Genomic DNA, 12,851 nt, shown 5'->3' with positions numbered 1-12,851 from the left:
TCCAGAAAAAATATGAAGTTATGCTGTCCGCTTCCACATATAGCAAACGATATAGGGCTGCAGGTTATTGTGGGCGCTGCCGGAACCTGCTGCCGCCGTAGAACCGGAAATGGTGTGCGTATGCGCCCCTCCAGAGGTTGTGGTTTTATTGGTCACTGCCGTATATCCGGACGTTGCGTCTACAAGGCATCGGTTGCCTCCACCGTCAAGGCCCCACGGAGCTTTCTGGTTCTGGATATTGTGCGTATGCGCCCCGGCGCTCGCCGTGGCCAGAGAACCTTTGGCATGGCTGTGGCTTGGCATCTGCGCTGTAGTCAGTGCCACCGTGGATGCACCACCGGTTTTTTCCACCGTATTGAAGTTGCTGTCCGATGTGTTAATTCCCACCGGCACCCGGCCGCTGCCCCAAGCCACCCAAGTACCTCCAAAGTAGGTGGAGGGATTGGTAGACTTGGTACTCATATAGATACTGCCTACCGGATACATCGTTTTGGCGAACTGCTGGATATATTCTTTCAGGAGCATCCCATAGACCTTCACATCCCAGTTCTCGGCCACCTCAAAGGTATTATCCCTTTCCGATACCTTTCCAATCGCCACACCTTTGCCGCCGCTCTTAAAGTCCATGACCACAGCGGCTGTGGAGACGATCTCCTGCACAGAGATACTGGAAAAAGCATCTTCCAAGGTATAGCGCACATCGTAGGAGGTCTCCGTAGAGATCTGCCCCTTGCCGTAAGTGAAGGCCGTATTGGAGGCAAAGGTTACCCCGGCATCCGTCCACTGCTCCGCTGATACCTGCTTGTACTGGCCGGAGGTTTTGAGGGTATTCTTCCCACTGCAGGTCGAATAGCCAAAGGATACGAGCGCATGGATATATGTCCCGTCATCGTCCAGCGTCCCGTCGCTTAAGCACCGCTGGGACAGAGAAGAATTAAAATATGGCGAGGAATAGGCGGTCACCGTGATGGAAACAGAAGCCTCCGCCGATACCCTTCCTCTGGAATCGGTTACCGTTGCTTTAAACGTGATTGTCCCTGAATTGTTGAGGAAACCTGTGGTCAGCGTAGATGCAGAACCGCTGTATCCGCCGCCCGTAATGGAGTAAGACTTGATCGTGGAACCGTAACTTCCCGCCGCCCCATTAATCGTCAGTTTCACCTTGGACTTGGTCTGCACATAAAGCCCCCACGTGCTGGGCACCTCCCCGTCAATCCGTGAGGCGGTCAGACTGGAAATGGTGGGTTTCACACTGGCCGGGACGCTTAAACTGAGCGTACAGGTCTTGGAGCCGATATTCGTATTCCCGTTATAGGTGGTGCAGGTAATCGTACAGGTGCCACTGGTGGCATTCGGGATCTGGTTTGCCAGCGACAATGACGGCGTCCATGATACGGAAGTAGCCGTTGTCTTGGTCGCAATCGTCCCGCTGGTATTGCCAAAGGAATAGGTCAGCGTATGCGTAAAGGACGAGGAAGCACGGCTGATATTGATCTTCCCGGCAGATCCCAGCGTCATGTTCCCGGCGGATACACTGGAGGCACGGGGGATGCTGTCCAGCGTGATGTTAGCGCTGGCCGAGATTGTCCCGTAATACGTTCCGCTGATGGTCGCCCGGATCTGGAACACAGCGGAAATCGTCAAGGTCTTACTGCCATCACTGGCGTGGTTCACCGTCCTCGATACCGTTGCCAGAAGATGTGTTCCCGTACTGCTGATCGCCGGGGAGGAAAACGTCTGCGCCGATCCATCAATGGTGCAGGTATTGTCGCTCCGCCCGCTGATGCTTAAACTCCAGTCATTGACCAGATACAGCTTACAGGTAATCGTAGACGTATTGGCAGAGACATTCTTGCTCTGCGACCAGTCCACCCGCAGCTTATAATGTCCATCCCGGATGGAACCGGAAAAACTGCCGCTGGATGCCATTGTCCTCACCCCCTTCCTTTTCTCAGATTAGACCGGGCCTCTCCACTTGATCGAGAGGTTCCCATTGGTTCTCGGTATAAAATCAAACCACCCCCGGCTCTCATTGCCAAGGGACAGCTTGTTGCGGATCTCCGCATTGGTAATCACAAGGCTCTGGTTGGAGATATAAGCGATCTTCTGCCCATTCTCTTTAAAGGCCAGTTCCTCGTTGGAAAGTTCTGCCGTGAAGGCGTTCCCCACCTTCCCCAGTTCAATGAGCGCCCCTTTAAACCGGATATACTCCTCCAAGAGCAGCTGGTTCGTAGAGACGTTTTCTTTGATCTCATCCGTGATCGCCGTGAAATCCATCCGGATCTCCGTGCTGTTCTGGGTAATGCTGGTCTCAAAATCCTTCTGAATCGCCTCCAGTTCCGAGCGGGAAATGAATTCTTCCCGGACGGACGAGTTGATCTGCTCCGAGGTTTTGGTGATCTCAGAGTAGCATTCCCGGATGTTTTCCTCCAAGGAAGCGATGTCATCCTCATAGCCGGAAAAGTTCTGGAAGGTGGCCTGACAGCTGGTGATGAGCGCCATGCGATCACCTCCCGTTAATTCGATACATCACACTGCAGCGTCAGGATACTGTCGATGTCCGAAGCGGAAAGGTAGATCACCTTCCCGGTCTTCTCAAACTCTGCAGCGTGTCCGTCCTTGTCCTGCGCATACCATGTGTAGGTCAGGGACTGCTTTTCCGTGGCAGCCGCCCACGCCGTGCCGGAATACTTCATCAGGGTCACTGTCTGCCCGGAGTGATCCACCTGATACCAGAAGTCCCCTTCCTTTGGATTGGACGGGGCGGTCTCCGAGATATTTCCAAGCAATGGATCGACTTCCTTCTGGTTGGTACGGACGATCACATAAGGCACCACACCGCCGAGATTGTTCTTGACCGTAAAACCTCCGATGGAAAGCATCTCCGACACATACGGATCGGATTTGTCTTCCACCGTGATCACGTCCTCATAGGTATTGCCCTTATAGGTCATCGTGCAGCGGTAGGACTGGATGTTCACGATATCCGCCCCGGACACCGACAGGGTGGAGGAGGTCTCGCCGCTGATATTCTCCCATTCGCCGCCTGTGTATCTCGCCCACTGGTAAGTGGCTCCCGTGGTAATCTCTGAAGCGCCATCATAGCCAACTGCCGCCAGCGCAAGGCTGCCGCTCTGGTTGATCACTACCGTGCCTTCCGGCGCATACACAGAGAACACAATCGCATTGGCACCGCTGGCCCCGTTACTGCCCTTGTTGGATTTCGTCCATGCGAACTTCTTCACCACAGAAGTTCCGGAAATGGTAAAGGTCAGGTCAATCGTGCCATTTAAGACCGTAGCCCCGCCAAGGGTCGCATTGGCGGCAAAGGTCAGCACCACTGACCCGGCCCTGGAAGCAGTCGCAGCGGTATTGCTTTTGACCGTCACCCCAGAGGGCAGTGTCCCTACCGTACAGGTACAGGCGGTCTGTGTGATCCCCAAATATCCCATAAAGAGAATGGTTACCTCTGTAGCCGTTGCTACCAAGCCCCCGGAAGTACAGGCGATATTCTGCGCCTCATTCCCAAGGATGACAGAAAGCCCTCCGATTCCGGCAGCTCCCGGCTCCCCCTGAGAGCCGTCATAGATCTTCGTGAGGGAAGTGGTATCATACACATCCGGGTCATCCGTAGCCAGCTTAATCTGGGCTACTCCGTTAAAGAACACCGCATGCTCTGGTTTCACTACCAAGGTGCCGCCGGAAATGCTGGCGTTGTCCGGCGTGGTAGGATAATCCTTCCATTCCCCAGCACTGTCCTTATACTGCCATGCCGTGATCGTCACACCCTGCACCTGTGCCGTCAGTGTTGCCTGCTTGGCCCCGACCAGAGAAGAATTGGAATCGTACTTAAACACATAGGTGTCCGCAGACAGATAGGCCAGCTTGGCGTTCTGTGCATTGCGGATCAGCGTATAGGTGATATCAGCGGAGATATTGACGGTATTCTTCGTCTCCGAGTCGTAATAGCTGATATAGCAAAGATAGGTGAGCATACCAGATGTAGCTGCCGCCAGCTTATTGGCATTGACCGTCAGGACGCCTTTGGAAACGCTCTCCCCGGAGGTCAGCGCCGCCTCTGCTCCGTTTCCCTCCTTCCGTTTCCACGAAATCGTAAGCCCCGATGCGTCCAGCGCCAGATTGGTCTGATCGAGGAACACCACCGGGGTAAGGGTCAAAGGTGTGCTGGTCCAGTCCGGCGCATAGGTATGGGGCAGCACATTAGGGTCTTCAATCTGCGACTTGGGCAGATTGGAGGTAATATAAGCTGACAGTTTCCTCTGGTCTGTGATATCCACAAAGGTCTGCTGGCTGGAAGTTAAAATTGCCATGTTCATCTCCTCCTGTTTAAATCGTGATTTCACAATAAAATGATGCGTTGTCCGTCACATCTTCCGTGGTAACTGTGATGGATTTCATGCCCGTATGGGAACTGTCCCAGTCGGCATCGAGGTCTTCCCGGCCGGAATTCCGGTGCCAGACAAAACTGCTGGCCGGAAGGGTATCCGTGATCTCTTTGTCCCACGAATACACCCGGCAGCGAAGGATGCTTTTCTGCCCCTTATCCCGGAAGATATTCACCCCATCCACCACCAGTTCTGTCCGGTACATCTTCTGGGCATTGATGTGATCCACTTTCCCCGTAATCACCTCGATCTTGGAAGTCTGCCCCAGCAGGTCATCTTCAATGGAAGTGATGTTCTGGTCTTGTTTGGCAGACTGGGAAGTCAGCCGGACGCCTGCAGCCCCGATGGTGATGGTATTGCCGGAAGGGTCAAGATAATCCCGTGTCCGGCTGAGACACAGGTATGTCCCGTCAATCCCGTGGGGTTTAGAAATGCAGCGCACATACATCCTTGCCCGGATATCCCCGATATCCGCACCCGTATCGGACTCATCTACGATGGTCAGTTCCATACTGGTGACGCCTTTGGCCAGTTCTGCGATCCGGGCATTGGCTTTTCGCAGCAGGTTTCCCGCCAGCGTCACATCCTCCCAGACTTCAGTTGTCCAGATCCAGCCGATTTCTTCGACCGCTTCCGCATCATACACATAGTTCTTGCCATCGTTCACCGCCGTTATATCCAGCCGGGTTTCCGTCTCGGTTTCGTTGTCGTCCTCATCGGTCTCCGTCAGTTTCGCTCCCAGCGGGATCAGCGCCGTCACCCGCTCCGTATGGTCACGGGTGATCTTCACATCGGTCAGGTTCTTTCCAAACTCCACCGTCTGTAATGACCGGTCAGGGAAGTCCTCCAGATAATCCAGCACCTTCCCATCTTCCGTATAACGCACCTGCAGGTAGCCGCCGTGCGTTTTGATCAGCTTGTCCTGTATCGCGTCCAGCGTCACGGAGTAATCGGAATTGCTGTAGCTGATATAGTCGTTGTTGTCTTTAACCGTTACAGTACCAAGAGTGAACTGCTTCTTCTCCTCCACGGCAGCATTATGCACGGCGAGGAATTGCTCCAGCAGTCCACGGAGCGGCCCCTGATAGGAAAACGGCGGCTGCATCGTGTCCTTCAGATACGCAAGGCAGGACTCGCACGTCCATGTGTGGGTGTTATAAAAATCCGTGCCATCATCCAAAGCCCGCCCCTCAAAGACGGTCAGATCATCCTTCTTACATACAATCGTGGAAGCCATCGGCTGAATGGAAGAAAGATAGGGATGGTTGAACGGTGCAGAGAGGGTCAGGCTGTCGATATTCTCCGCATCCTCCTGTACCTTTGCCTCCGTGATGGAAAGCTGGGACAGATGGGGGTGGTAAAACAGCTGCCCGTCCACAAACACTCGAAACAAACTCATAGGCGTCCCTCCCGGTACCGGAAGGTGGTCGTGCCTTCTCCCGTAATGCTAACCGAGTTTTGCCCTTCCTGCAGTTCCAGTTCCGGGAACGTCCACGTCCCGGCGCTGACAGACTTCTTGAATACATCTTCACCGATACTCCAACTGAGCGCCGTCTCCACTGTCGTAATCACCGTGGGCACCACAGGCATGTAGTCATTATTCAGGATCACCGTGCCGCCCCCGGTAATGGAAACTTCCGTTTCTTCCGTATGGTACCGGTAGGCATCCCCGTCCGAGCAGGACAGCACCATCTGGCCTTTCCCAGTCAGAGGATCGTAGGCTGGCTCCAGTTCCAAGGTACCTACAGCATACAGATCCGGCTCCTCACTTAAAATCACCTGACACAGCTGTCCGGCACAGAGATTGGTAAGGATGTCCTTCCTCTGATTGAACTTCTCCCGGCTCCCCAGCATGGACAGGGTAATGGTAAAACTCCGGGGCTGGTAGGACACCCGCCCCAGCGCCTCGGTAAAACGGATCGGGGCATTGCGCCCCGGCACCACCACCGTATTGGTCTGCGACTGCGGCGTGGGAAAATCGATCTCCTCCCGGAGCCAGCCCATTGCATACATCCAAAGGTCATTGATTTTCACATCTGGTCTCATAGGCTCAGCCTCCTTTGCAGTTTCTGTGTTTTCCCAAGGCCGCTGTCAATGGCAGGGAGCAGATGCCCCACCAGCGTCCCGTCATCCAGATACAGCCCCTTGCAGCTGTTCTCTGCAATGATCGCCAGATACTTCTCCATTGCGCTGGTATTCATTCTGCTGGATAAAATATTTTCCAGCTGCTGGTAAAAGCCTTTCAGAGGAAGAACCGCTTCCCGTCCAGCTTCGCCGCCTGCCATCAGACTGCTGCCGTTCATGCCAAAGATGGTCGGTTTCGTCAGGATACCGCCTTTCTTATACCAGTCAATCGACAGGTGGGGAACACTCGGCGGAGCAAGGGATAACTTACCCGTGATCTTGAAATGGGGCAGCTTGATCTTTGGCAGTTCCAGCTTCATGCCGGAGAAGAAACCGCTGATCTTGTCCACGATCCCTTTGATCGTATTCTTTGCCGCTTCAATGGGCTTCGTGATGGCAGTCTTGATCCCATTCCACACCGTAGTAGAGGTACTTTTGATCCCGTTGAATACACTGGATACCGTACTTTTTACCGCATTGAATACGGAAGAAACCTTGCTCTTGATCCCATCCACCACCGTGGAGATCACCGATTTGATCCCGTTCCAGACAGTGGAAGCCACCGACTTGATGGCGTTAAAGACAGAGGTCACGGTATTTTTGATGGCGTTCACCACTGCGGACACCTTACTGCTGATGGCGTTCCAGATGGAACTGATCACGTTCTGGATCGCCCCCATAATGCTGGAGATCACACCAGAGATAGCCGACAGCACGGAACTGACCGTATCCTTGATCCCATTCCAGACGGAAGTGACGATGTCTTTGCAGTTCTCCCAGATAAACCGGAACGGCAACGTGATGATGTCCACAGCCCCTTGGATAATGGAGCCAAGCAGCATCACGGCCGTCTGCACCACGTTGCAGATGCCGTTCCAGACATTCTGCAGGTGCGTCCAGAGGTTGGAAAACCACGTTTTCACGCTCTCGATCATGGTGCCAATCCCATTGCAGATGGTATTCCACAGGTTCCCAAACCACTCCGTGATGGCACCCCAGTTTTGGATAATGGCGATGATCCCGGCAATGGCCGCCGCTACCGCCGCAATCACAGCAATGATCGGCAGAAGGAAGATATTCAACGCGCCTACGGAAACCGCCAAGGCCGCAATGACCGGAGTCAGGGCTGTAAAGGCTGCAAGTAACACCCCAAGAATAACGATAAAGTTCTGCACCGGCCCCGGCAGCTGCTGGAACCAGCTGCTTACCGTCTGGATCACCGCAACCAGCGGCGGCAGAATCGTATTAGCAATCTCCGCCAGTTTCTCTCCCAGAGGAACAAGGGATTGCTGCAGCTTCCGGGTGTTGGATTCCATCTCCTGCATAGGTGTGGTCGTTGCATCAAACAGCCCCTGTGCGGAACCTTTTACACTGTCATAGGTACTTCCCACCGAAGTCAGGGAAGTAATAAATTTCAGGTTCCCGTCCTCGGCCATGGTGCCAAAGGCCAGTGCCGCAAGGTTTAAGGCTTCCTGCTGGTTTGTACAACCGGCAATATCTGCTACGATAGAGTCTATGACCTGTTTCTGCGTAGCGCCGCCATTCTGCCAGGAGGTAAACAATTCCTGTGTTTTCGTGGAGAACATCCCAATGGATTCCCCGATGGTGCCGTCCACCAGACGGGTGGTCACCTCATTGATGGCATCGTTGACCTTGTCAAGATTGTAAGCGCCGTTCTTCAGGCCGTTATCCAAAAGCTGGAAATACTCCGAGGCAGAATAGCCAGCTTGTGCGAACTTCCCGGCATACTCAGAAAGGTTATCGCCCAGCTCATTGGTCTTATCCAAACCGTTCTGAGTACCCACCACGATGTAATCCATCGCTTCCTGCGCCGTCAGTCCATACTGCTGCATCAGGGAATTGACACCCCGGAGGGTTTCATTCATATCAATTCCATACAGTTCTTCCAGTGTGATCGCCTGCTGGGTCAGGTTGGTGAGATCCGTCTCGCTCAAATCGCCAAGGTTCTTCTTTACCATCAGAACTGCATTGGCCACAGCATCCATGCTTTCGCCGACACCGGAGGAGTACACGTTTTTAATCACGTTGGCGGACTGCTCCGCAGCCTGTCCCGTCTCGCCAAAGTAGGCATTCACCTTGGTCACTGCGCTCTCGGTATCCGTATAGGCATCCAGCGCCTTATCGCCGATTTCCTGTATCTTATCGCTCACGGCGGACAGCTGATCCGCCGCCTGCATGAGCGCAGCGCCCTTGGTATTTTCCGCAATCTGGCCCACATCGTCCGCTGTATTTTCCGCAGCGTCCCCGGCTTCGTTCAGCTGCTGGATCAGGTTTTGGATCGCCTGCCCGTCATCCACAGTATCCAGAGCGTCTGTCAGCTGTCGGATATCGGCTTTACCGCCTGTGGCGGACTTCCCGATCTTCTCAAGGGCCGTCCGCAGCTGATCAGAATTGGCAGTCCCGTTTTTAATCGCTGAAGTCAGCCGACTGCCAAGGATATCCGCATAATCATCCACCTCTGTCCCCGTAGCGGCAAACAGCTTTTCCAGCCGTGCCGTGTTCTGGGAAAGGGCATCCTGCTCCGTCTGCAAATCGGAAAGGTCAGCCTTATATTTGTTCAGCTTTCCACGGGTCTCCTCGATCTCCCGCTGGAACGCCTGATACTTATCCGCCCCGATATCCCCACGGGCAAAGGCTGCGGCCACCTGCTCCTGTGCGGCTTCCAGCGCCGACAGCTTTTCTTCCGTCTGGCTCACCGCCTGCGCCAGCAGTTCCTGTTTCTGCGCCACCAACACCGTATTGGAAGGATCGAGTTTTAAGAGCCGGTTCACATCATTTAAGGCAGACTGCGTTTTCGTGATGGAAGAATTGACGCTCTTTAACGCTTTGTCAAGACCAGTGGTATCGCCGCCTATCTCTACTGTGATACCTTTGATACGGTTTGCCACAGCTTTCACCTCCCTCATAAAAAATGAACATTTTGTAAAATAACTGCTTTTGTATTGCTTTTAGCAATCAAAAGAGATATAATAAAGCCAGAAAATCAAAGTGAGGTGATTATCATGGCACGAACTGCATCCAGAACCGCAAATGTATATACGAGAGTAGACCCTGAAACAAAAGAACAGGCAGAGGCGATTCTGAACCAGCTTGGGATTCCTATGTCGAATGCAATCGGAATGTTCCTAAAGCAGGTCGTTCTCCATCGCGGCATACCGTTTGATATGAGACTTCCGGCTGCAAAACCGGTTGCAATCGGCGGTATGACGAAAGAGCAGATTGATATGGAACTCCAAAAAGGTATGGATGATATCGCAGCAGGCCGCGTTGTCTCCGCAGATGAAGTAGACGCAGAAATGAGGAGACTATACGGCATATGAAAATGAAGATCGTTTATACCTTTCAAGCCCAGCAGGATTTAAAAAACATTTACGAATACATTGCCTATTCGCTTCTTGTCCCGGATACCGCCCGCAATATGTCCCAGCAGATCATGCAAAGCGTACGGTCTCTTGAAACCATGCCGGAGCGAAATCCGCTCTATAAAGAAGAACCCTGGCACAGTCAGGGTGTACGTTTTATATCGGTAAAAAACTATCTGCTGTTTTATACCGTAAACAATGAAACGCACACGGTATCCATCGCCCGTATTCTTTACGGCGGGATGGATATCAACCGTCAGCTGGAAGAAACCATTGACTTTTAATATTGCAGTAGAGAGTGAAAGCGCCGATTCCGACCGACGCTTTTTCTCTGCTTAAAATTTGTCAAAGTCCTCCTGAGTGGCAAGCCTCTTATATTTCACGCCGTCATTGGCTTTTTCCGTCCACATATCCAGAACCAGCCCAATCGTGAGCAGATCCAGATCACGGATGGAAATCCCAAGTTCCACACTCCGCAGAAGGAACAGCGGCATGGTCATTTCCCGCTCACTTCTGCCAATCTTTTTTTTGACGTCACATCCGTCACAAGGTTCTCACCCCACAGTTCCAGAATCTGCGGCAGCACCTCATAAATGGAAAACATATCAAACTGATCCAGCCAGTCTTCAATATTCGCCGGTATGCTGTTGTCGGCATGATAGGCCATCACATAGGCCACGTTCTCGAAGATCTCCAGATCCTCGATCTGCAACTCCTCACCGTTTTCCGTCTTACCCTTATAGGATTTTTCCAGCTTAGACAGATCCTTGAAAATATCCCTCTTGAACTTTGCCCGGTACAGACGGGGGATCGTGGCAGAGGAACGGAAGGGAACCTTTTTCCCACTGATTTCTATCTCACGCTTGATCATACGCTACCTCCCTGACCACTTGTTTCCTTCGGTTCCTCCTCGGTAGGAATATACACAGTCTTGTACCAGTTCGCATAAGTCCCAGCATCTGTGGTATCGCCGGTTCTGGCCTTCACCAATCCATCGGAACGGGGATCGGCCGTGATCGACAGCGTCTCCGTACCCGGCTCAATCGTGTCCTCCTTCGTCTCCGACTCGATAGACGGGCGGGAGGCAGAACAGTTATACAGCACATGTCGGATAGCGTTCACATCCCCGTCAAATTCAAAGAGCAGGGCAAATTTCACGCTCTCCCCGACACCGCTGTTTTCGACCAGCACCCCTTTTGCATCCAGCTTCTCCTGCAAAATCTCTGTGCGGAACCACTCCGGGATCAGGGCGATCTCCAGATCACCGCTGTAGCCGTTGTTGGTCACGCTGCGGAAATACACAATACCGTCCGCATAGAACGGGCTGGTTTCGCCCTCCGCATCCAGACTGATGCTCACCGCACCGGGGATTGCCTTTGGTTCCGCATACGAAAAGGTAGTCGTACCATCGGAATCCGTCTCGGTCAGCTTGGCGGCATGGACGTTTTTCAAGTTATACTTGACCTTGTTTCCCATAAAAATCAAACCTCCATTTCAAACGAGTAAAGGACTTCATAGAGCTTTTCACTCTCAATCCAGACCTCTGTTTTGTCATAAAAAATACCGTGCGTATCCAGCACGGCTTCCAGCTTCTGTTCCACATCCAGCTCCTTACTGTCTGTGTACAGTTCGATATTCACGCTGCTGACCTTCAGATAAACCTTCCCGTCTGCGGAAAAGTTATCGCTCTGGGGCAGAAGGTAGCAGATAAACGGAGGATCGGGGGATTCCCCTTCCGCAAAGTGGTCATAAGCAAAAGGGACGCCCGTTTCCTCTAAAAGTCTTACCACATCATCCATTCGTCAGGCTCCTCTCAATCTCGCGCTCCAGCTGTTCGATACCGGCCTTTTCCGCATCGACGATGTGAGACCTTGCAGCCACCCGTCCGCCGCCCCGCTTCGCATGGCCATACTCCAGCAGATGGGCAAGCTGATACCGGTTCCGGGAATGCACCGTTACCTGCATGGCGTTGGAGCTTTCCTTTGTGGTCTTTACCGCCCAGCTTTTCGCATAGTCCCCGGTATCCTTCGGTGCGCTGGCTTCGATATCCTTCCGGACGGTTGCCGCCGCTTTCTTTACCGCAGATTTCATATCTTCCGCAGCCAGATCCGCATATTCTTCCAATTCCTCCATCACCGCCGTAGAAAGCTGGCTGATTGCAATTCCTCTGCTCATCCTTACCGTCTCACTTTCTCACAGGACAGCTTGATGCTTTTGCGTCTGTAATTCATGTGATCCACAGCGGCAATGTTGTAAAGTTCCCCATTGAACTCCACACGGAAATGGGTAGAATCGATCTCCGCTGCTTTCTTACACCACCGGATCGTAAAATCAATGCTGGAATCATCTACTACCATTCCTGCATCCGTTTGCTCCTTCCCGGCTTCGCCGCTGACAGTCGCATAGCAGGTATAGAAAGGCTTCCATTCATTCCGGCGGTTTCCGATGGCATCCGTGACCACCGTATTCTTTGAAATGAAAATCCTGACGTTCAACAGTTCAATTTTCATCAGAAAGCCTCCTTCCTTGAGCCAAACAAGAGGGAGCGGATTGTCAGAGCCAAGTCATGGTGGTCCGCTTCCTCCCGGTGTTCATAAAAATATGCGGCTGCATACATAACAGCAGTTTTTACGGTCTCATCCTTTTCCAAATCCGCTGTTTCATCAGCCCGGAGGATATCCCGGCAAAGCTGCTCCGCAGATGCTATAAAGCCTGTAATCAACTGGTCATCATCTTCATAATCGACCCGGAGATACTGTTTCATCTCTTCCAGCGTTACCACCATCATCCTCACCTCCAATCAGAACCACCCGTCCAACGGGTGGTTTGTTCTGGGGCTATAAGCCCATGTTGCTAGGCCAGCGTCTTAAGGCGCTGGCTTTCACTTTTAGCTACAAGAAATGTGTTTTCACACATTTCTCGCAGCTCCGTTCAAGCC

At 52.8% G+C, this 12,851-nt stretch carries 15 protein-coding genes; 2 read left to right on the top strand and 13 right to left on the bottom strand.

Features of this window, described 5'->3' with window-relative positions; translation table 11 throughout:
* Positions 1–18: 18 nt before the first annotated feature.
* The 6 genes from BLHYD_RS03260 to BLHYD_RS03235 are packed head-to-tail and all read right to left on the bottom strand — an operon-like array spanning position 19 to position 9,457.
* A complete protein-coding gene (locus BLHYD_RS03260) occupies positions 19–1,929 on the bottom strand; it encodes a DUF859 family phage minor structural protein (protein WP_260784480.1) in 1,911 nt (636 codons plus the stop codon).
* 27 nt (positions 1,930–1,956) lie between these two features.
* Positions 1,957–2,502 carry a hypothetical protein gene (locus BLHYD_RS03255; protein ID WP_005947647.1) on the bottom strand — a complete coding sequence of 182 codons (546 nt, stop codon included), beginning with the start codon at positions 2,500–2,502 and terminating at the stop codon, positions 1,957–1,959.
* Between the two features lie 14 nt (positions 2,503–2,516).
* Positions 2,517–4,331: a hypothetical protein gene (locus tag BLHYD_RS03250; protein ID WP_040350465.1), complete on the bottom strand. Its 1,815-nt coding sequence runs from the start codon at positions 4,329–4,331 to the stop codon at positions 2,517–2,519.
* Between the two features lie 16 nt (positions 4,332–4,347).
* Positions 4,348–5,805, bottom strand: coding sequence for a phage tail spike protein (locus BLHYD_RS03245; protein WP_005947643.1), 1,458 nt, complete (start codon positions 5,803–5,805; stop codon positions 4,348–4,350).
* On the bottom strand, positions 5,802–6,452 hold the full coding sequence (locus BLHYD_RS03240) for a hypothetical protein (protein WP_005947641.1): 651 nt from the start codon (positions 6,450–6,452) through the stop codon (positions 5,802–5,804). Before BLHYD_RS03240 ends, BLHYD_RS03245 begins: the two co-directional genes overlap by 4 nt.
* Positions 6,449–9,457 (bottom strand): phage tail tape measure protein, encoded by a 3,009-nt coding sequence (locus BLHYD_RS03235; RefSeq protein ID WP_005947639.1) that lies wholly within the window; start codon positions 9,455–9,457, stop codon positions 6,449–6,451. The genes BLHYD_RS03240 and BLHYD_RS03235 overlap by 4 nt, the downstream gene beginning before the upstream one ends.
* A 96-nt stretch (positions 9,458–9,553) precedes the next feature.
* Between BLHYD_RS03235 and BLHYD_RS03230 the strand changes: the two genes are divergently transcribed.
* Both BLHYD_RS03230 and BLHYD_RS03225 read left to right on the top strand, forming a co-directional pair.
* Positions 9,554–9,871, top strand: a complete 318-nt coding sequence (locus BLHYD_RS03230) for a type II toxin-antitoxin system RelB/DinJ family antitoxin (RefSeq protein WP_040350463.1) — start codon at positions 9,554–9,556, stop codon at positions 9,869–9,871.
* Positions 9,868–10,197, top strand: coding sequence for a type II toxin-antitoxin system RelE/ParE family toxin (locus BLHYD_RS03225; RefSeq protein WP_005947635.1), 330 nt, complete (start codon positions 9,868–9,870; stop codon positions 10,195–10,197). The genes BLHYD_RS03230 and BLHYD_RS03225 overlap by 4 nt, the downstream gene beginning before the upstream one ends.
* Positions 10,198–10,248: 51 nt before the next feature.
* Here BLHYD_RS03225 and BLHYD_RS03220 read toward each other — a convergent pair whose 3' ends face one another.
* The 7 genes from BLHYD_RS03220 to BLHYD_RS03190 are packed head-to-tail and all read right to left on the bottom strand — an operon-like array spanning position 10,249 to position 12,698.
* Positions 10,249–10,407: a hypothetical protein gene (locus tag BLHYD_RS03220; RefSeq protein WP_196795174.1), complete on the bottom strand. Its 159-nt coding sequence runs from the start codon at positions 10,405–10,407 to the stop codon at positions 10,249–10,251.
* 2 nt (positions 10,408–10,409) lie between these two features.
* Complete coding sequence (locus BLHYD_RS03215; RefSeq protein WP_005947633.1) at positions 10,410–10,784, bottom strand: hypothetical protein; 375 nt, start codon at positions 10,782–10,784, stop codon at positions 10,410–10,412.
* A complete protein-coding gene (locus BLHYD_RS03210) occupies positions 10,781–11,389 on the bottom strand; it encodes a major tail protein (RefSeq protein WP_005947632.1) in 609 nt (202 codons plus the stop codon). The genes BLHYD_RS03215 and BLHYD_RS03210 overlap by 4 nt, the downstream gene beginning before the upstream one ends.
* A gap of 5 nt (positions 11,390–11,394) precedes the next feature.
* Complete coding sequence (locus BLHYD_RS03205) at positions 11,395–11,712, bottom strand: hypothetical protein (RefSeq protein ID WP_005947631.1); 318 nt, start codon at positions 11,710–11,712, stop codon at positions 11,395–11,397.
* Positions 11,705–12,088, bottom strand: a complete 384-nt coding sequence (locus BLHYD_RS03200) for an HK97 gp10 family phage protein (protein ID WP_005947630.1) — start codon at positions 12,086–12,088, stop codon at positions 11,705–11,707. The genes BLHYD_RS03205 and BLHYD_RS03200 overlap by 8 nt, the downstream gene beginning before the upstream one ends.
* 2 nt (positions 12,089–12,090) lie before the next feature.
* Positions 12,091–12,423 carry a phage head closure protein gene (locus BLHYD_RS03195; protein ID WP_005947628.1) on the bottom strand — a complete coding sequence of 111 codons (333 nt, stop codon included), beginning with the start codon at positions 12,421–12,423 and terminating at the stop codon, positions 12,091–12,093.
* Entirely contained in the window at positions 12,423–12,698 is a 276-nt protein-coding gene (locus BLHYD_RS03190) for a head-tail connector protein (protein ID WP_040350523.1), read from the bottom strand. The genes BLHYD_RS03195 and BLHYD_RS03190 overlap by 1 nt, the downstream gene beginning before the upstream one ends.
* Positions 12,699–12,851: the final 153 nt, after the last annotated feature.

Origin of the sequence: Blautia hydrogenotrophica DSM 10507 (assembly GCF_034356035.1) — a bacterium.
GTDB lineage: Bacteria > Bacillota > Clostridia > Lachnospirales > Lachnospiraceae > Blautia_A > Blautia_A hydrogenotrophica.
This window is presented reverse-complemented; position numbering and strand designations above follow the sequence as displayed.

Coding starts and splice junctions, on each gene's coding strand:
- BLHYD_RS03255 (WP_005947647.1), bottom strand. CDS start 2,502: ATGGCGCTCATCACCAGCTGTCAGGCCACCTTCCAGAACTTTTCCGGC.
- BLHYD_RS03225 (WP_005947635.1), top strand. CDS start 9,868: ATGAAAATGAAGATCGTTTATACCTTTCAAGCCCAGCAGGATTTAAAA.
- BLHYD_RS03195 (WP_005947628.1), bottom strand. CDS start 12,423: ATGAAAATTGAACTGTTGAACGTCAGGATTTTCATTTCAAAGAATACG.
- BLHYD_RS03215 (WP_005947633.1), bottom strand. CDS start 10,784: ATGATCAAGCGTGAGATAGAAATCAGTGGGAAAAAGGTTCCCTTCCGT.
- BLHYD_RS03190 (WP_040350523.1), bottom strand. CDS start 12,698: ATGGTGGTAACGCTGGAAGAGATGAAACAGTATCTCCGGGTCGATTAT.
- BLHYD_RS03235 (WP_005947639.1), bottom strand. CDS start 9,457: ATGAGGGAGGTGAAAGCTGTGGCAAACCGTATCAAAGGTATCACAGTA.
- BLHYD_RS03205 (WP_005947631.1), bottom strand. CDS start 11,712: ATGGATGATGTGGTAAGACTTTTAGAGGAAACGGGCGTCCCTTTTGCT.
- BLHYD_RS03260 (WP_260784480.1), bottom strand. CDS start 1,929: ATGGCATCCAGCGGCAGTTTTTCCGGTTCCATCCGGGATGGACATTAT.
- BLHYD_RS03220 (WP_196795174.1), bottom strand. CDS start 10,407: ATGCCGCTGTTCCTTCTGCGGAGTGTGGAACTTGGGATTTCCATCCGT.
- BLHYD_RS03200 (WP_005947630.1), bottom strand. CDS start 12,088: ATGAGCAGAGGAATTGCAATCAGCCAGCTTTCTACGGCGGTGATGGAG.
- BLHYD_RS03245 (WP_005947643.1), bottom strand. CDS start 5,805: ATGAGTTTGTTTCGAGTGTTTGTGGACGGGCAGCTGTTTTACCACCCC.
- BLHYD_RS03240 (WP_005947641.1), bottom strand. CDS start 6,452: ATGAGACCAGATGTGAAAATCAATGACCTTTGGATGTATGCAATGGGC.
- BLHYD_RS03250 (WP_040350465.1), bottom strand. CDS start 4,331: ATGGCAATTTTAACTTCCAGCCAGCAGACCTTTGTGGATATCACAGAC.
- BLHYD_RS03230 (WP_040350463.1), top strand. CDS start 9,554: ATGGCACGAACTGCATCCAGAACCGCAAATGTATATACGAGAGTAGAC.
- BLHYD_RS03210 (WP_005947632.1), bottom strand. CDS start 11,389: ATGGGAAACAAGGTCAAGTATAACTTGAAAAACGTCCATGCCGCCAAG.